Annotated in this window: 11 protein-coding genes; 7 read left to right on the top strand and 4 right to left on the bottom strand. The window is 34.7% G+C overall.

The window, feature by feature from the left end; translation table 11 throughout:
* The 7 genes from ABEB18_RS01665 (at position 1) to ABEB18_RS01635 (ending at position 11,835) form a co-directional block, all read left to right on the top strand.
* Positions 1-1,602, top strand: coding sequence for a RagB/SusD family nutrient uptake outer membrane protein (locus tag ABEB18_RS01665; protein WP_348797265.1), 1,602 nt, complete (start codon positions 1-3; stop codon positions 1,600-1,602).
* Between the two features lies 1 nt (position 1,603).
* The gene (locus tag ABEB18_RS01660) at positions 1,604-3,241 is read left to right on the top strand and encodes a glycoside hydrolase (protein WP_348797264.1); all 1,638 of its coding nucleotides are present in this window, start codon (positions 1,604-1,606) and stop codon (positions 3,239-3,241) included.
* Positions 3,242-3,341: 100 nt separating this feature from the next.
* Complete coding sequence (locus ABEB18_RS01655; RefSeq protein WP_348797263.1) at positions 3,342-4,928, top strand: glycoside hydrolase; 1,587 nt, start codon at positions 3,342-3,344, stop codon at positions 4,926-4,928.
* A 60-nt stretch (positions 4,929-4,988) separates the two neighbouring features.
* Positions 4,989-7,412, top strand: coding sequence for a glycoside hydrolase family 2 TIM barrel-domain containing protein (locus ABEB18_RS01650; RefSeq protein ID WP_348797262.1), 2,424 nt, complete (start codon positions 4,989-4,991; stop codon positions 7,410-7,412).
* 124 nt (positions 7,413-7,536) lie between these two features.
* Positions 7,537-8,907 carry a glycoside hydrolase family 27 protein gene (locus tag ABEB18_RS01645; protein ID WP_348797261.1) on the top strand — a complete coding sequence of 457 codons (1,371 nt, stop codon included), beginning with the start codon at positions 7,537-7,539 and terminating at the stop codon, positions 8,905-8,907.
* The gene (locus ABEB18_RS01640; RefSeq protein ID WP_348797260.1) at positions 8,907-10,829 is read left to right on the top strand and encodes a glycoside hydrolase family 43 protein; all 1,923 of its coding nucleotides are present in this window, start codon (positions 8,907-8,909) and stop codon (positions 10,827-10,829) included. The genes ABEB18_RS01645 and ABEB18_RS01640 overlap by 1 nt, the downstream gene beginning before the upstream one ends.
* The gene (locus ABEB18_RS01635) at positions 10,774-11,835 is read left to right on the top strand and encodes a glycoside hydrolase family 43 protein (RefSeq protein WP_348797259.1); all 1,062 of its coding nucleotides are present in this window, start codon (positions 10,774-10,776) and stop codon (positions 11,833-11,835) included. The genes ABEB18_RS01640 and ABEB18_RS01635 overlap by 56 nt, the downstream gene beginning before the upstream one ends.
* 212 nt (positions 11,836-12,047) lie before the next feature.
* Here the strand turns inward: ABEB18_RS01635 and uvrA are convergent, their stop codons facing one another.
* From uvrA to ABEB18_RS01615, 4 genes are all read right to left on the bottom strand, one after another.
* The gene (uvrA, locus tag ABEB18_RS01630; protein ID WP_348797258.1) at positions 12,048-14,879 is read right to left on the bottom strand and encodes an excinuclease ABC subunit UvrA; all 2,832 of its coding nucleotides are present in this window, start codon (positions 14,877-14,879) and stop codon (positions 12,048-12,050) included.
* 201 nt (positions 14,880-15,080) lie between these two features.
* The gene (locus tag ABEB18_RS01625) at positions 15,081-16,895 is read right to left on the bottom strand and encodes a chloride channel protein (RefSeq protein ID WP_348797257.1); all 1,815 of its coding nucleotides are present in this window, start codon (positions 16,893-16,895) and stop codon (positions 15,081-15,083) included.
* 57 nt (positions 16,896-16,952) lie between these two features.
* The gene (locus tag ABEB18_RS01620) at positions 16,953-18,104 is read right to left on the bottom strand and encodes a S1 family peptidase (RefSeq protein ID WP_348797256.1); all 1,152 of its coding nucleotides are present in this window, start codon (positions 18,102-18,104) and stop codon (positions 16,953-16,955) included.
* Positions 18,105-18,344: 240 nt separating this feature from the next.
* Positions 18,345-18,929 carry an acyl carrier protein phosphodiesterase gene (locus tag ABEB18_RS01615; protein WP_348797255.1) on the bottom strand — a complete coding sequence of 195 codons (585 nt, stop codon included), beginning with the start codon at positions 18,927-18,929 and terminating at the stop codon, positions 18,345-18,347.
* Between the last annotated feature and the right edge of the window lie 111 nt (positions 18,930-19,040).

Below are 19,040 nucleotides of genomic sequence, written 5' to 3'. Positions count from 1 at the left end.
ATGAAAAAAATAATAGTATCAATAATTGCTTTTGCTGCATTTGCAGTTTCTTGTAGCGATTTTATCGAAAAAGAAGAAAGAGGTACGCAAACTTTGGAGAACTACTTTCAAACGGCACAAGAATGCGAAAATTACGCTAATGAATTAACCCAACGTTTATTATTAGCCAAAGACTGGTGGACATTAACAGCGCCAAGAGTTACCAACGAAATGTCAACCGATGATGCTTGGATGGGAAATACTGGTCAAGACAATTCAGCTCACAGACCTTGTTCTCAATACATTATTACACCAGATAATATGGGAGATATGAACAGTATTTATACTGCTCATTTTTATACTATTCAATCGGCTAATATTGGTTTAGAGAAAATGGTAAATTCACCAATTACTGAGGCTCAAAGAAATCAATACATGGGTGAATCTTTGTTTGTTCGTGCTTATTGTTATTATGAATTGGTAAACCTTTTTGGAGGTGTGCCTTTGTACACAACTTCATTAGGAACTGGTGATTTAAATTTATCTCGTAGCTCTGCTGCCGAAGTTTATGCTCAAATTGAGTCTGATCTTAAAGAGTCTGCTGCAAAATTAGAAAGCGCTCCAGTAAATAGAGATGGAAGAATCAATAAATGGGCTGCTTATGCATTACTGGCTCGTGTAACTTTATTCCAAGAAAAATGGGCTGATGCTAAAATGTATGCTAACAAAGTTATTACCGAAGGACCTTTCTCTCTTGAAACTGACTTCTTAAACATTTGGAATGTAAACAATCACAACGGAGTTGAGTCTATTCTTGAAGCTCAAACGTCTTCTGTTCAAGATAAAAGTCTAGGTGCAGCTTTGCCAACTTTGGCAGGTGCTAGAGGTGAAGACAAGAAAAACTTCCCAAGTAATGATGCTGGAGATGTTCTTGACGGATGGGGATGGTGTATGCCAACTAGTGATTTAGAAAATGCTTATTTGTCTGAAAACGATGAAATTCGTCGTAGAAGTACCATTACAAAATGGGGTGAAGCCGCTTATGGTGATGAACTTTTAAATCCAACTCACAAGTTTAGTTTAAATGATAACAAATCAGGACGTATCTGTCGTAAATATTACATTCCGATTGAAACACGTCGTTCTTTAGATAAATTAGACGGTCACTTACCATTGAATATTCCATTGATTCGTTTGGCCGAAATGTATTTAACAAGAGCAGAAGCTAGTTACCATGCAGGAGGAGATGCTTTGGGAGATATCAATATCATCAGAGCTCGTGTAAAATTAGATCCAAAAACAGGGATTTCTGGACCAACTTTGTTGAAACAAATTTACAAAGAGCGTCGTTTAGAATTAGCATTCGAAGGATTGCGTTTGTTTGATATTCGTCGTCAAAAAGATCCATCAACTGGTAAAAGAGTTATCGAAACATTAATGGGACCAAACGGAACTTTTGTACAGTATAACTTGAATTCTTCTGACGAGTACGAAACAACAAATACTCGTGAAGCTCAAGACAAAGGAATCAATTTTGATGCTTCGAAACACTTATTATGGCCAATTCCTCAAGTAGAAATTGATTTGAGCCATGGTTTGATCGAACAAAATCCTGGTTACTAAGATGAATTTTTTAAAAACTACCAAAGTAAGTCTGCTATGTGCAGGCTTACTTTTAGCTAATTCTTTTGTTGGTTGTAGTTCGGATTCATCAGATAATGATTCTGGCGAAGGGACTTCTACAACAACAAGTTTGGATATCAATTTAAGTACAAATCTTCAAACGATGGAAAGTTTTGGTGCTTCTGATGCTTGGCAATGTAATTTTATTGGAAAAAATTGGCCATCGGAAAAAAGAAATAAAATAGCTGATTTGCTATTTAGTAAAGAAGTTGATTCAGACGGAAATCCAAAAGGTATTGGATTGTCATTATGGCGTTTTAATCTTGGAGCAGGTAGTTCAGAACAAGGCGATGCAAGTGATATAGGTGATGAATGGAGACGTACCGAATGTTTTACTTCGGATGGTGTAACTTATGATATGACAAAACAAGCAGGTCAGGTTTGGTTTATGAAAGCGGCTAAACAACGTGGTACTGAGAAATTATTGGCTTTTGCTAATAGTGCACCTGTATATTTGACTCAAAACGGGAAAGCATATGCGTCTATCAAAGAGTTTTATAATCTGAAAGATGGAAAAATGTCTGAGTTGGCAGATTTCTGGGTAAACTCGTTGAGTAAATTAAAATCTGAACACGGATTAACTATTGATTATGTAAGTCCGTTTAACGAACCACAATACGAGTGGGACGGTACAGGGCAAGAAGGATCGCCAGCAACCAATGCTAATATTTACAGTTTGGTATCTACTTTATCACCAAAATTAGCTTCGAGCGGAATTGATGCTCAAATCGTTGTTGGAGAAGCTGGGGCTTACGAACCTCTTTATAAAACAGTTTCAGGAAAAGAAAGTAGATCTAATCAAATTGATTATTTCTTTGGAGCAAATTCAACCAAAAATATTGCTGGTTTGAGTAATGTAAAAAAAACCATTTCGGCTCATAGTTACTGGCAAGCTTGGCCTTTGAGTGATTTGGTTTCTTCAAGACAATCTGCAGCTACAAAAATTGCAAGTGCCAATATTAGTCTTTGGTCATCAGAATATTGTGTTTTAGAAAGTCCAGGAACTTCAGAATTACCTGGTGGTTCAGGAAATGGTAGAGATTTAGGCATGCAATTGGCACTTTGGACAGCACGTATTATTAGTACCGATATTGCTGTAGGAGGAGTTACTTCTTGGCAATGGTGGACAGCCATCAGTCGAGGAGACTACAAAGATGGTTTAATTCATGTTGATAATGGTTCTAGCAATGGTGCAGGAGATGCGAATTATTGCAAATACGACGGATACATTAGGGAGTCTAAAACCTTATGGGCTCTTGGGAATTTTTCATTCTTCATAAAACCTGGAATGATAAGAGTTCAAATTCCTTCTGTAAACAATGCCGCTGCTGTAAATGATGTGATGGTTACTGCTTACAAAGACGAATCAAGCAAAAAGTTGGTTGTAGTTGCTGTAAATGTTAATACTGCAGCAAAGGCTTATAAATTGAATCTTGCAGGAGGGACATTGGTCGATAATAAATTAACACCTTACACAACTTCTGAATCTTCAAGTTTGAAAAAAGGGGCAGATATTGATCCAACAAATTTTGAAATTCCTGCAAAATCTGTAGTGACCTATGTAGGAACTTATAAATAAGAATCGATAAAGATATTTAATCGCAAAGTTCAATGTTGTTCTGTTGGATTTAGACACAGAAAGATAGGCTTTGCGGTTATATATAAAATAGAATATTAAAATGAAAAAAGTATATATCTCTCTTTTATTGGTAATGGGTTCAATGGCATTTGCTCAGAGAACCGCTATCATTAGCACAGATAATGTAGTTCAGACAATGGATGGATTTGGAGGATCTGATGCCTGGCGAACTCAGTTTGTTGGAAAAAATTGGCCTGAGCAAAAAAAGAATGCCATAGCTGATTTACTTTTTAGCAAAGAAATTGATGCTCAAGGAAACCCTAAAGGAATTGGGCTTTCTATTTGGAGATTTAATTTGGGTGCTGGAAGTGTAGAGCAAGGTGAAAATAGTAAAGTTTCGGATGAGTGGAGAAGAAGCGAATGTTTTCTTAATGCAGATGGTACTTATGATTTTTCAAAACAAGAAGGACAAAGATGGTTTTTACAGGCAGCTAAAAAAAGAGGTGTTGAAAAATTCTTGATTTTTACAAATAGTCCACCCGTTCAAATGACAAATAACGGATTGTCTTTTTCTTCTGAAAAAAATAAGCTGAATCTAAAAAATGGAGCAATCCCAAAATTTACTGATTTTTTAGTTCAAAGTATTAAAGGTTTAGAGAAAAAAGAAGGAATCAAATTTGATTATGTGAGTCCATTAAATGAACCACAATGGGAATGGATGCCAAATAATGGTGACAGGAACAGTCAAGAAGGAACACCAGCAACAAATTTGGAAATTTATGAGGTAACGAAATCACTTTCGGAGAAACTCAAAGCTGAAAAGATGAGTACTGAAATTGTAATTGCCGAAGCAGGGCAAATCAATTATTTATACGAGAATGTAAATGCCGAAAACCGCGATAATCAAATTGACTATTTCTTTGGAAAAACAAAGACCAATATTTCGAAACTCCCAAATGTAAAAAATGTCATTCTAGGACATAGTTATTTTACAACTTGGCCAATTGATAGACAAGTTTTGAGCAGAAAATTGATCGCTGCCGAAGTGAAACAAAAACCAGGTTTAAAATATTGGCAGTCCGAATATTGTATTTTAGAAAATCCTGGTGTAGCCGAAATTCCAGGAGGTTCTGGAAATGGTAGAGATTTAGGAATGCAGACAGCATTATTTGTTGCGAGGCTAATTCATAATGATATTGCTCTTGCTAATGCTTCGTCATGGCAATGGTGGACATCACTTACTCGTGCCGATTATAAAGATGGTTTGATTTATCTAGATGATGGCAAAAGTAACGGAAGTACTGCACCTGATTACGTGAAAAATGATGGTGTGTTTCATGATTCTAAACTGCTTTGGGCATTGGGTAATTACTCTCTTTTTGTTCGCCCAGGAATGCTTAGAATTGATGTTCCTAATCAAAATGAATTGGATGCTGCAAATGATGTGATGCTTACCGCTTACAAAGATACAGCAAACAAAAAGTTAATTGTTGTGGCTGTAAACTGCGGAAAATCTGCTCAGAAATACAAATTTGAATTATCAAAAGGAACTGTAAAAAACAATGAATTGACACCTTATATCACTTCTGAAAATTCAAATTTAAAAAGATCCGAAATTCAAAAAATAGACAATCTTGAAATACCAGCAAAGTCAGTGGTAACATTTGTTGGAGAATTACAATATTAAAAATTACTAATTATTGTTTGTGAAAATTAATTTTTTCAGCAACATAGAATCTTAATAAAAATGGTTACAAAAAAAATCTTATTACCAGCATTACTCTTTTCGTGTCTGTCTGCGAGCAGTCAGGTTTCGTTTGGGGATTCAAAAAAAATTAATGACAATTGGAAATTCAACCTTCAAGAAACTCCAGATGCCAAAAACACAACTTTTGATGACAGTAAATGGCAAAAAATAAATGTGCCTCATGATTGGAGTGTAAAAGGACAATTAAGTCCAACACTTGCGAGTTGTACAGGATATTTACCTGGAGGTATTGGTTGGTACAGGAAATCAATCAATATCCCACAAGCCAAAAGTGGCGAAAAAGTGTATTTGTATTTTGAAGGAGTATATAACAGAAGCGAAGTTTTTATCAATGGTCATTCTTTAGGAAAACGTCCAAACGGATATATATCTTTTGCTTATGACGCAACTCCTTATGTGAAATATGGAGAAGAAAACACAATTTCAGTAAGAGTAGATCATAGTCAAAGTGCCGATTCTAGATGGTACACTGGTTCTGGAATTTACAGAAATGTTTGGGTTGTTTATTCAAATCCGGTTCACATTGCACAATGGGGAGTTTATGCTTATCCAGAAGTAAAAAAAGGGTCAGGAATTTTGAATGTTGAAGTAGATTTAGAAAATGGTTCTTCATCAAAATCGGCTTTAACAGTTGTAAACGAATTGATTTCTAAAGACGGAAAATCGGTTGCCAAATCTTCTTCAAAAGTAGAAGTAGCGGCTAATAAAAACGGGAAAATTGCGACGAAATTAAATGTCAAAAATCCACAATTGTGGGATTTAAATAACCCAAATTTATATCAGCTTAAAACGACAGTTTTTAGAGATGGAAAAGAAATTGATAAAACGGTTACACAAACAGGTTTTAGAACTTTTACCTTCGATCCTAACAATGGTTTCGCTTTAAACGGGGAGTGGATGAAAATGAAAGGGGTTTGTTTACACCATGATGCTGGAGTTTTGGGATCTGCTGTACCGAGAGAAGTATGGGAAACTAGACTTAAAACTTTGAAAGAGATTGGCGTAAACGCAATACGTACCAGCCATAATCCACAAGCTCCAGATTTTTATGAGCTTTGTGACGAATTAGGATTATTAGTTTTGAATGAAGCTTATGACGAATGGGAATTCCCAAAACGTAAATGGTTAGAGGGATGGAATTATGGAACTCCAGGATTCCAAGGCTCATTTGATATTTTTGCTGATTGGGCTGAAAAAGATTTAGAAGATTTTGTTCGTCGTGACAGAAATCATATGTCGGTTTTTGGATGGAGTATTGGTAATGAAGTAGATTATCCAAACGATCCTTATTCGCATCCTGTTTTAGACAAAGGAAAAGATGGATTTGGTCAAGCTAATTATGGAGGTTACAAGAAAGATGCACCAGATGCAATGCGTTTAGGTGCTATTGCAAAACGTTTGGTTGCAGCGGTTAAAAAATATGATAAATCACGTCCTACAACGGCTGGTTTAGCAGGTGTTGCCATGTCTAACGAAACGGAATATCCAGGCGCTTTAGATATTACAGGATATAATTATACTGAAAGCAAATACCAATCCGATCATGCTAAATATCCAAAAAGGGTAATTTATGGTAGTGAAAATGTGCATGATATGGAACCTTGGTTGGCTGTAAAAAACAACAAACATATTTTTGGTCAGTTCCTTTGGACGGGTATCGATTATTTAGGAGAATCAGGTAGATGGCCATCTAGAGGTTTTTATTCAGGATTAGTTGATTTTGCTGGAGTTATAAAGCCTAGAGGGTATTACCGTCAATCACTATGGTCAGATAAACCAATGGCTTATTTAGGAACTTATCCATTGACAAATGACAAAGACGTTTCTAAAGATGCTTGGGCAATTTGGAATTACGATGCTGGGCAAAAAATACGTGTAGTTTGCTATACCAATGCTGCTAAAGCTCGTTTGGAATTAAACGGAAAAGTTGTTGGTGAAACTAAGTTATATGATGAGAAAACTGGAATTATCTACTGGGACATTCCTTTTGCGTCTGGAAAATTAGAAGCAATTGGTTTAGATAAAAATGACAAAGAGGTTAGTCGTTATGCGATTACTTCAACTCAACAGCCAGTTGAATTAACGATTGCAGAGAAAAACATCACAATCAGTAAAGATAAAGGTGTTGCCAAAATCATGGTTCAGGTTAAAGACCAAAACGGTTTGCCAGTAATGCTCTCTGATAATGAAGTGACTTGTACAATTACAGGACCAGGAACTTTACTAGGACTTGAAGCAGGAAACAACAGCGATATGACAGATTACACAGATAATGTACAGAGAGTATTTCACGGTCATATAGCGGCATATGTACAAGCTACAGGTGAATCTACAGAGCCTATAAAAGTAACATTTAAAAGCCAATGGCTAAAACCAGTTGATGTTATCGTAAATGTGAAATAATTTTTTTTTCGCTAAAAACACAAATTAGATCTAAGAGCAATTAATTGTTTTTTAGATCTAATTTCATTTCAATATAAAACAGTATATTTAAAGTGTATTATTAACACTTATTTTTTTAAAAATTATGAAAATAAAAAATAAAATAACCATTTTTTTAGGAACCATTTTAATTTCTGCATCTGTAAATGCGCAAATAAAAACATTTGCAGAAGGAGAATTTAAACAATGGGCAAAAACACCTCCAATGGGCTGGAACAGCTGGGATTGTTATGGTCCGACTGTAGAAGAACATGAAGTAAAAGCCAATGCTGATTATATGGCAAAAGAACTTAAAAAGTTTGGTTGGGAATATATAATTGTTGATATAAGATGGTTTGTAGAAAATGACAAAGCAGGCGGTTACAATCAAACAGATCCTCGATATGTAATGGATCAATACGGAAGATATTTACCAGCGTTAAATAGATTTCCGTCTGCAAAAGATGGACAAGGTTTTAAACCTTTGGCTGATTATGTTCATGCTAAAGGATTGAAATTCGGAATTCATATCATGCGAGGAATTCCTAAAAAAGCAGTTGAAGACAAGATGCCAATTAAAGGTGCAAACGGTGTAACTGCAGATCAAATTTATTCTACAGCTTTGCAATGCGAATGGTTAAGAGATAATTATACCATTGTTGCGGACAAACCTGGAGCACAGGAGTATTATGATTCTATTTTTGAATTATATGCACAATGGGGAGTCGATTTTATTAAAATAGATGATTTATCTAGACCTTATCATGAAGGTGAAATCAATTTAATCCGAAAAGCAATCGATAAATGTGGGCGCAAAATTGTTTTGAGTACTTCGCCTGGAGAAACTCCAATTACGGCTGCTTCACACGTAAAAGAGCATGCTAATATGTGGCGTATGGTTGATGATGTTTGGGATACATGGCCTCACATGACGCATTTGATGGATATTGCTCAAAAATGGTATCCACATATTGCTCCAGGAACATGGCCTGATTGCGATATGATTCCGTTGGGTCGCATTTCGATTAGAGGAGAGCGTGGTAATGATAGAATGACTCGTTTAACAAAAGACGAGCAATATACGTTGATTACATTTTTTAATATCTTAAAATCACCATTGTTTTTTGGTGGAGATTTACCAAGTAACGATGCTTTTACTTTGTCATTATTAACAAATCCTGAAGTTGTAAAAATGCATAATGAGAGTACCGATGTAAAGCAACTTTTTCAAAAAGATGGAAAAATTGCGGTTACTTCAAAAAATGCAAAAGATGGAAGTGTTTATCTGGCATTGTTCAATATTTCAGATAAAGACTCACAGAAAGTATCCGTAAATCTTTCAGATCTTGGAATTTCCGGTTCAGCAGAAGTTTTAAATATGTGGACAGGTGAAAAATCTAAAGTAACTTCCAAAGAAATAGGAGCAGATTTAAAACCGCATAGTTCAGTTCTGTATCAATTAAAAAGCAAAAAATAATGAAAAGAATATTTTTAATTCTGCTAATGTGTTTTAGTTTAGCACAGGCACAGAATACAACCAAAGGAACACCACCAATTATTGCCGAAAAAGATTTAACGGCATACTTATTTGTATATTTTACAGGAAACTCAGTCGAGGAGGAGGCTGTTCGTTATGCGATTAGCGCAGACGGCTATCATTATTACCATCTTAATAATAATAAACCGGTAATAGACAGCAAAGCAATCAGTTCAACTGGAGGTGTGCGTGATCCACATATTTTGAGAGGTGAAGATGGAAAGACTTTTTATATGGTTTTGACAGATATGACTTCATCAAAAGGTTGGGACAGTAATCGTGCAATGGTTTTATTAAAAAGTACCGACCTTGTCAATTGGACAAGTAATGTAGTGAATATCCAAACTACTTTTCCAGGTAATGAGAACTTAAAACGTGTTTGGGCACCTCAAACTATTTACGATGCAAAAGCTGGTAAATATATGATTTACTTTAGTTTGCAGTATGCGGGAGGCCCTGACAAAATTTACTATGCTTATGCTAATAAGGACTTTACAGCTCTTGAAAGCGCTCCAAAATTATTGTTTGTGCCAAAATCAGAAAGAGCTTGTATAGACGGTGATATCATCGAAAAAGAAGGCGTTTATCATCTTTTTTATAAAACAGAAACCGAGAAAGCGGGTATAAAAGTAGCAACTACTACCGATTTGACTTCGGGGAATTGGATAGAAAATGATAATTATCTACAACAAACCAACGATGGAGTAGAAGGGTCTAGTGTTTTTAAATTGAATAATTCTGATGAGTATATTTTGATGTATGATGTTTACACCAAAGGGAGATATCAGTTTACTAAGACAAAAGATTTAGAGCATTTTGCTGTAATCGATAATGAAATAGCTATGGATTTCAACCCGCGTCACGGAACGATTTTGCCTATTACAAGATCCGAATTGAATCGTCTTACCGATAAATGGGGAACTCCGGCAAAATATCCAAGAGTAAACAATAATCCAGTTCTTGAGGGCTACTATGCAGATCCAGATATTTTATATTCTAACAAAACTAAGAAATATTACATTTACCCAACAAGCGATGGTTTTGATGGCTGGTCAGGGTATTATTTCAAAACATTCTCGTCCGATAATTTGAAAGATTGGAAAGACGAAGGTGTTATCATCGATCTTAAAAAAGATGTTACTTGGGCAAATCGCAATGCTTGGGCTCCTTGTATTGTTGAGAAAAAAGTAAAAGGAAAGTATAAGTATTTCTATTATTTCACAGCAGCACAAAAAATTGGTGTTGCCGTTTCAGACAATCCAACAGGACCTTTCAAAGACAGTGGAAAAGCTCTTGTAGCGACTAGACCAGAAGGAGTAAAAGGTGGACAAGAAATTGATCCAGATGTTTTTACAGATCCTAAAACAGGTAAAAGTTATTTGTATTGGGGTAATGGTTATATGGCTGTAGCCGAATTGAATGACGATATGGTTTCTTTCAAAGGTCAAGCCAAATTAATTAATGTTGACAACACTTATCGTGAAGGAACTTACGTAATTTACAGAAAAGGAACTTATTATTTTATGTGGAGTGAGGATGATACTAGAAGTCCAAATTACAAAGTGCGTTACGGAACGTCAAAATCACCTTTGGGGCCAATTGAAATTTCTAAAGATAATGTAGTTATCCAGGGTATTCCAGATCAGGGAATTTACGCAACAGGACACAATTCGGTTTTACAAATCCCAAATAAGGATGAATGGTATATTACGTACCACCGTTTTTCATATCCAACTGGTATCAAAATGGGTGAAGCTGGTGGCTTTCACCGCGAAGTCTGTATCGATAAATTAGAATTTAAACCTGATGGAACTATCAAACAAGTTGTTCCAACCCATCAAGGAATTGAATTATCTAAGTAAAACAAGAATTATGATGAAAAGCAAAAGACTAGTTTTGGTAACACTTTTTTTATGTGTAGTACTTCCAGTTTTTTCTCAGCAGAAGCATACAAAAGTAAAAAACAATATTGTTTTAGATTCAATACGATTAAGTGACCCATTTGTTTTTGCTGACAAAAAAAGTAATATGTATTACATGACTGGGACTGGTGGCTTATTATGGAAGAGTAAGGATTTAAAATACTGGTCAGGCCCTTTTGAAGTTGCAAAACCAAACCCTGAATCATGGATGGGAAAATCACCAATGATTTGGGCAGCAGAGATACACGAGTACAAAGGAAAGTATTATTATTTTGCCACTTTCACTAATGAAAAAATCATCATTGATGCTAAAAAGAATGTTAGAAGGGCAAGTCACGTTCTGATAAGTGATAGCCCAGAGGGGCCTTATGTACCTATGGCTGATAAAACGTATCTACCTGAATCTATGTCAACGCTTGATGCAACATTATGGACAGATGTAGATCAAAAACCATATATGGTATATTGTCATGAATGGGTACAGAATAATAATGGTACTGTTGAAAAAATAGAGCTTAAGAATAATTTTAGTGGTACAACTGGGAAAGCAAAAATTCTTTTCTATGCTAAAGATTCGCCTTGGAGTAAACAAAAGGAGAATGGGTTTATAGAGCCAAATAAAGTGACTGACGGACCATGGGTTTTTAGAACAAAAACTGGAAAACTAGGAATGTTGTGGACTAGTTGGGTTTATGATGTTTATACTCAGGGGGTGGCATATTCAGAAAGCGGTACTCTTGACGGACCTTGGATACAAGAACCCGAACCAATAACACCACCAAATTTTGGGCATGGCATGATGTTTTATACTTTTGATGGTAAACTAATTATGTCATTACATAGTCATTATGAGAATAATAAAGGAAAATATATTCGTATTCCTAAATTTTTTGAAGTCGATGATTCTGGTGATAAACTAAAGTTAGGGGATACATATACTCCATAATGATGTTTAGATAATTCTTATGATTAAAATTAACTGAACTAATCATTTATATAAAATATTTATACTCTAATTTTTTAAGTTGAATTTTTATTAGAAAAGACTGTCTCTTATTTAAGAGATAGTCTTTGTCTTTTAATAATAAATGTAATTTGTGATTTTTATGGATATTAATAGATTTTTCACAAAAAGAGAAACTCTATTCAAAATTTTAATTAGGATAATTCCTTTTTCAAAAACTTGGCTGTAAAGCTTTTTTTGTTTTGAGCGACTTCTTCAGGAGTTCCTTTGGCTACAAGCGTTCCGCCACCTTTACCACCTTCAGGACCAATATCAATTATATAATCGGCCAATTTTATAACATCCATATTGTGTTCGATAATTAATATGGTATTTCCTTTATCAACTAATTTATTGATGACCTCCATCAATACTCGAATATCTTCAAAATGTAAACCTGTAGTAGGCTCGTCTAAAATATAGAAAGTGTTTCCAGTATCTTTTTTGGATAATTCTCCTGCGAGTTTAATACGTTGTGCTTCGCCACCAGAAAGAGTTGTACTTTGTTGACCAAGTGTGATATAGCCCAAACCAACGTCTTGAATAGTTTTTATTTTTCTGTAAATTTTTGGAATATTTTCAAAAAAAGGAACAGCTTCATCAACAGTCATTTCGAGTACATCCGAAATAGATTTGCCTTTGTAGCGTATTTCAAGTGTTTCTCTATTAAAGCGTTTGCCTTGACATGTTTCGCATTCGACATAAACATCTGGCAAAAAATTCATTTCGATTGTACGAACTCCAGAACCTTCACAGGTTTCGCAACGTCCTCCTTTTACATTAAAACTAAAACGACCAGCTTTATAACCTCGAATCATACTCTCGGGAGTCATCGTGAAAAGATTTCTGATTTCTGAAAAAACTTCAGTATAAGTTGCTGGATTGGATCGTGGTGTTCTTCCAATTGGACTTTGATCAATATCTATTACTTTATCGATATGCTCTAAACCTTCAATTTTTTTGTAAGGCTTTGGTTTTTTGACCCCATTAAAATAATAAGCATTCAAAATAGGATAAAGGGTTTCGTTAATCAAAGTCGATTTTCCGCTTCCAGAAACGCCTGTGACACAAACTAATTGACCTAGAGGGATTTCGATAGAAACATTTTTTAAGTTATTTCCTGTTGCTCCTGTAAGTTTTAGGAATTTGCCATTTCCTTTTCTTCTTTCTTTCGGAATATCAAATTTCATTTTACCATTCAGATATTGAGCGGTAATGGTATTGGATGCTAATGTTTCTTTTGGGGTACCGATACTAATGATTTCACCCCCGAATTTGCCTGCTTTTGGACCTATATCAATAACATAATCAGCCGTTTCGATCATGTCTTTATCATGCTCGACTACAATAACGGAGTTTCCAATATCACGTAACTGTTCAAGTGATTGAATCAGTTTTTCATTGTCTCTTTGGTGCAAACCAATACTAGGTTCGTCGAGAATATACAAAACACCGACCAATTGTGAACCTATTTGAGTTGCCAATCGAATACGTTGTGCTTCGCCACCAGAAAGCGATTTTGAGCTTCGGCTTAAGGCTAAATAATTCAAACCAACATTCATTAAAAAGTTCAATCTGTCTTTGATTTCTTTAATGACTTCAGAAGCAATTGTTTTTTGTTTTTCAGACAAATGTTGGTCTAGGTCTAAAAACCAAGCAGTCAAATCTGAAATATCCAAATCGCATAATTCGGAAATGTTTTTTTCGTTGATTTTAAAAAAAAGAGCTTCTTTTTTTAATCGTGAACCTTCGCAAACTGGGCATTTTACTTCATCCATAAATTCTTTAGCCCAACGTTTTATGGTTGTCGAACCGCTTTCGTCGTGTTGGTTTTTGATGAAATGAGAAATTCCTTCAAAATCAATTTTGTATTCTTTGGTAACGCCTAAAACTTTAGATTCAATTGCGAATTTCTCTTTTCCACCATTCAAAATCATTTCCATTGCTTCTTCAGAAATACTTTCGATTGCATCGGTTAATTTGAAATTGAATTTTTCGCCAATAATTTCTAATTGTTTGAAAATCCAACTGCTTTTGTATTCACCCAAAGGAGCAAATCCGCCAGCTTTTATCGATAATTTAGGATTGGGAACTATTTTTTTAACATTGATTTGATTGATTGTTCCTAAGCCATTGCAATGATCGCAAGCTCCTTTTGGGGAATTAAAAGAGAATAAATTGGGTTCTGGATTTTGATAGGAAATTCCAGTTGAAGGACACATTAAATTCCTGCTAAAATAACGAACTTCATTCGTGTCCTGATCAAGTACCATCAAAACATTTTCGCCGTGATGCATAGCGGTATTGATACTTTCGGATAATCGTTTGTCGATATCGGGATTGTTTTCGATAACCATTCTGTCCACGACAATTTCGATATCATGTGTTTTGTATCGATCCAATTTCATTCCAGGAACCAAATCGAGGATATCTCCATTTACACGAACTTTCAGAAATCCTTGTTTGGTTATTTGTTGAAATAACTCGGCATAATGTCCTTTTCTAGAACGAATTACGGGTGCTAAAATATTGATTCTTTTTCCGGTAAAATTATCAGTAATCAGTTCTTTAATTTGATCATCAGAGTAGGAAACCATTTTCTCGCCCGTATTGTAACTGTATGCGTCTGCGCCACGTGCGAATAACAAACGCAAAAAATCGTAAATTTCTGTAATCGTTCCTACGGTAGAGCGTGGGCTTTTACTAGTTGTTTTTTGTTCAATTGCAATTACGGGCGAAAGCCCATCAATTTTATCAACATCGGGTCGCTCCAATCCTCCTAAGAATTGTCGAGCATAGGCCGAAAAAGTTTCTACATAACGCCTTTGTCCTTCGGCATAAATCGTATCAAATGCCAAAGATGATTTTCCAGACCCCGAAAGACCAGTAATAACCACTAGTTTTTCGCGAGGAATTGAAATGTCTATATTTTTTAGATTATGAACGCGAGCGCCTTGAACTTCAATCGTATTGTCTGTTTCTAGCATAATTTTTACAAAAAAGCAAAGTTACCATTTTGCTTGATTTTTTTGATAGGATATCATGGAAGATTGTGTTAAAATAAGATAATATAAAAGCAAAAGAGGATTCGCATTTTTTTTTTGAAACAATATGATTTTCTCTTTTAGATTATGTGTGTTTATTTTGCCGTTGAATAAAATTAATAACTACTTAGTTTAGATAAAAAATTATTCTATAGTCATTGATTTTAATTTGGTTCTGTAGGCTTCTAGCGCAACATATTTGGATATAAAACCATAATATTTTTCATCACGAACCACCGGGAGATAGTTTTTTTTGGATGATTCAAATTTGTTCATTACTACTTCCATGCTGTTAAAAGGATGGATAACAGTTTCTGGTCGTACCATAACTTCTTTGATCAAGGTGTATTTTACCCGGTAAGTATTGAAAATAATTTCACGGATATCATTAAAATGAATAATTCCTAAAAGTTTATTGTCTTTGGAAACTACGGCAAAAATTACTTGATTGGAATGAGAGATCAAATCGACTAATTTTTCTAAATTTTCATCGGGTGATACTGTAAGGAAATCAGTTTGGATAATAGAGTTAGTATCTAATGTGGAGAGAACATTAGTGTCTTTATTACTCGTAAATGCGTGCCCTTTTTTAGCTAAATTTTTAACATCCAACGAATGAATTTCAAAACGTTTAGAGATTGCAAAACTAATTGAAGCAACTATCATTAGAGGAATCATTAATCCGTAACCCCCTGTGATTTCTGCAATCAAAAATATTGCTGTTAAAGGTGCGTGAAATAAACCGCTCAAGATTCCGGCCATTCCAACCATTGTGAAATTACTAACTGGCAAGTTAGTTAATCCCGTCATATTAAGGAACTTTGAAAAAAAGAATCCAACATATGAACCTAAAAATAGAGCAGGGGCAAAATTACCCCCATTTCCGCCACTTCCTATTGTAATCCCCGAAGCAAAGGCTTTTAGCATAAACGAACATCCAACAAAGGCCAACAAAGCCCAATCGTTGTTTCTAAATTCACTAAAAAAAGTATTCTCTAATAGTTGCCCAGGGTCTTCTTCTGCAAGTGTTCTAATCGTTTCGTATCCTTCGCCAAAAAGAGTTGGAAAAATAAAGATTAAAAGAGCTAGAATCGAAGCTCCAAATAATGCTTTTTTATAAGGAGAAAGCTTTACGTGACTAAAAAAATGCTCTGCTTTTTGAAAATTTCGGGTGTAATAAATCCCGATAAAACCTGTTGAAATTCCAAGAAAAATGTAATAAAAAAGATTATGATAATTAAAAGTTTGTCTAGTAGGGAAATTCAATAATATACTTTCGTCTAAAGCAATTGCAGATACTAAAGCTCCAGTTGCAGCAGCAATCATAATAGGTGTAAAGGCCGAAATACTCACATCGACAAGTAAAACCTCTACAGCAAATAACACTCCGGCTATTGGGGCGTTAAAAGCTGCTGCAATACCAGCTGCAACACCACAACCAATAAGCAAAGTTCTATCTCTATAATGTAATTTGTATTTCTGAGCATAATTAGAACCAAATGCCGCTCCTGTAATTACGATCGGACTTTCGAGTCCAGCCGACCCTCCTAAACCTACGGTAAGTGAGCTGGTTGCGATTTGAGCGTACATTTGTTTCTTCGGAATTATACTGGCTTTTTTGGCAACTGCAAATAAAATTTGAGAAGTTCCTTTCTCGATGGCGCCACCTAAAAATCTATTGACAACGAATACCGTAAGCAAAATTCCTATTGCAGGAAGCATTATTTTGATTAATCCAATAGTTAGAAAATCAGTATGAATAGTAAGAAAATTGGTATGTCTGGTTACATAAGTTGCAAATCGAAAAACCCAGTGCGCAAATGTTTTTAATACAATCACCGCAAAAGCTGATGAAATACCAACCAAAACACTCGATAGGAGTATGAATTGTTTTTCTCCTAAAAGAGATTGTGATAAAGCAATTAGTTGTTCAAATTTGGAAAGGAGTTTTTTTAACATTAGATCTTACATCATGGATTGAATACAAAATTAAGATTTTATATTAAGAAGAGAAAACTATTCCATTAATGACATTGCATGTTTAGCAACAATTCCAAAATTATAACCTTGAGCTTGATCATATCCTGCATAATTTACAGCTATGAGTTGGCCACATTCGTTAAATACTGGTGAACCACTAGCACCATGGGTAGAAGTCACATTGTATTGAATACTAACACCGTCTGATTCTTTATTTATTTGACCTTCATATACCTGAACTTTGATTCCCTTGCGGGTATTGGCTAATTGCAATCCTAGCGGATAACCAATTAAAATTGCATTGGTTCCAGGTTTTAGAGAAGTGTCATCGGTTACAGCGTTATCTAAATCGACAATATTAGTTACTGATGTTGGTAAAGTTTCATTTGTTAATTGTAAAATAGCAACATCAACTTCATCTTCGTTAGCTATTTTAAAGACTTTGCATGGAAGCCAGTTGTCTTTTGAACCGTGTAATGCAATACTAACTGTAACTGTTTTAGGAACAATTTCAATATCTTCAAGACTAGTATAGGTAATTTGACCTGTTACTGCTGCTTCATCAGTTTTGTTTTCGGTAATTAAATCGTTTACTTCTGAGTTTACATTTGTTGAATCTACATTGGCTACAACTAAATTATTTTCGATAGCAGCTTCTTCATCGGAAAAATCTCCTTCGTTTTCATAATCATTATAATAGTCATTCCAATGGGACTCTAGATAAACTTTGTAATCTTTTTTATCGATAGAATCAGGAAGTATTGCTGCAATATGATTTTTCAATTCATCAAAAGCTTGGGTATCTGGGGTTGCGTATTTCCAAGGTTCAGCCACATGATGATTGGTTACAATTTTTCCGTCTTCTGAAACAAAAAAGCCTGTTCCTGAAATAGTTTTTTCTTCAAATGAGGTATCGTCAACTTCGATTTGAAAAGGTTCTGAACCTTTGATTGAAATCTGTAATGAATAGGAGTGTTTAACCAACACGACTGCATTTTTGAACTTGTCGTAAATTTGAGTCTGACTGTTCAAGCATATGGTTTCTTTTTTGTTGAACTTTGCCCAAACACGTGGTATTATGATGATGCCAAGTACGACTAATACAGCCGATATAAGAATTATTTTTTTTGATTTAGAATTGTTTTTTTCTGGATTTGAATTTACTTCGGGTTGGTTGTTTTCTGACATTTTGATTTTTTTAGCAAGCAAATTTAATAAAACAAATCTGAGTTAATATGTGCTGTTGTTGTATAATTCGTTGTTTTTATAAAAACTTATAAACAATTAACCGTCACAATTTTATTGGAGTTTAAAATCCATAAATACATAGTGCCATATCAGTATTGAAACTTTCTAGAAAAAATCAAGAATATTCGTTTCAATTTAGGTTTTGTTTCTTTTGAGAATGACTAAAAAAAGTACCATTTCTTAAATAGAAATTAGTTTTTGATACGATTCTTTTCTTAAATCTTCGAAGAAAGTTGTAAACTCTTCTTCAAAATCATCGTAATGTGTGGTAAGTTCTGTTGAAGCAAATCGCATATTGGATTGATTCTTCGTGCGATAATCCATTTGTGTTAGGATTTGGTTGATTCCTTCGATAGTTTGGTAGCTTGCTAACCAGTTTTGTTTAATCATGTATGGCATCATTCCTTTGGCTCTTTCGGATAGCAAATCGTAATTATCGTGTAAGGATTGATAAAAAAGAGCTACATAATTTTCGAGTTTTTCATCAGAATAACAATTCCAATTTTTGGCTAAAAAATGATCGTAAATCACATCTATTATAACTCCTGAATAATGATGGTATTTACTATGCAATCGGCTGGTGCTTTTTCTAAAAATGGGGTGCGAATCGGTGTAGGTGTCAATAAATCGGTGCAGAATTATTCCTTTTTGAATATCCGAATGGTAATTTACGAATTGTTTTCCGCGAATTCCATCGGCCATGAAATTTCCAATTTTTACGAGTTCTTGGTCGCCTGACAAATAGATATGGGCAAGAAAATTCATTTTTTTACTTTTTTCTGGAAACAGTTTACTAAGTACTCTTAGGTTTCTTAGTTTTCGTTTTTAGTAAAAATAGCATTTTTTTTTTTAAACTTAGAAACTTAATAAGTCGGA

The sequence above is a fragment of the Flavobacterium adhaerens genome, assembly GCF_040045115.1.
In the GTDB taxonomy this organism is placed as follows: domain Bacteria; phylum Bacteroidota; class Bacteroidia; order Flavobacteriales; family Flavobacteriaceae; genus Flavobacterium; species Flavobacterium adhaerens.
Note: the sequence above shows the minus strand (reverse complement) of the source record. Positions and strands in the feature narration are given on the sequence as shown.

Coding starts and splice junctions, on each gene's coding strand:
- ABEB18_RS01665 (WP_348797265.1), top strand. CDS start 1: ATGAAAAAAATAATAGTATCAATAATTGCTTTTGCTGCATTTGCAGTT.
- ABEB18_RS01650 (WP_348797262.1), top strand. CDS start 4,989: ATGGTTACAAAAAAAATCTTATTACCAGCATTACTCTTTTCGTGTCTG.
- ABEB18_RS01620 (WP_348797256.1), bottom strand. CDS start 18,104: ATGTCAGAAAACAACCAACCCGAAGTAAATTCAAATCCAGAAAAAAAC.
- uvrA (WP_348797258.1), bottom strand. CDS start 14,879: ATGCTAGAAACAGACAATACGATTGAAGTTCAAGGCGCTCGCGTTCAT.
- ABEB18_RS01660 (WP_348797264.1), top strand. CDS start 1,604: ATGAATTTTTTAAAAACTACCAAAGTAAGTCTGCTATGTGCAGGCTTA.
- ABEB18_RS01635 (WP_348797259.1), top strand. CDS start 10,774: ATGGAACTATCAAACAAGTTGTTCCAACCCATCAAGGAATTGAATTAT.
- ABEB18_RS01640 (WP_348797260.1), top strand. CDS start 8,907: ATGAAAAGAATATTTTTAATTCTGCTAATGTGTTTTAGTTTAGCACAG.
- ABEB18_RS01615 (WP_348797255.1), bottom strand. CDS start 18,929: ATGAATTTTCTTGCCCATATCTATTTGTCAGGCGACCAAGAACTCGTA.
- ABEB18_RS01655 (WP_348797263.1), top strand. CDS start 3,342: ATGAAAAAAGTATATATCTCTCTTTTATTGGTAATGGGTTCAATGGCA.
- ABEB18_RS01645 (WP_348797261.1), top strand. CDS start 7,537: ATGAAAATAAAAAATAAAATAACCATTTTTTTAGGAACCATTTTAATT.
- ABEB18_RS01625 (WP_348797257.1), bottom strand. CDS start 16,895: ATGTTAAAAAAACTCCTTTCCAAATTTGAACAACTAATTGCTTTATCA.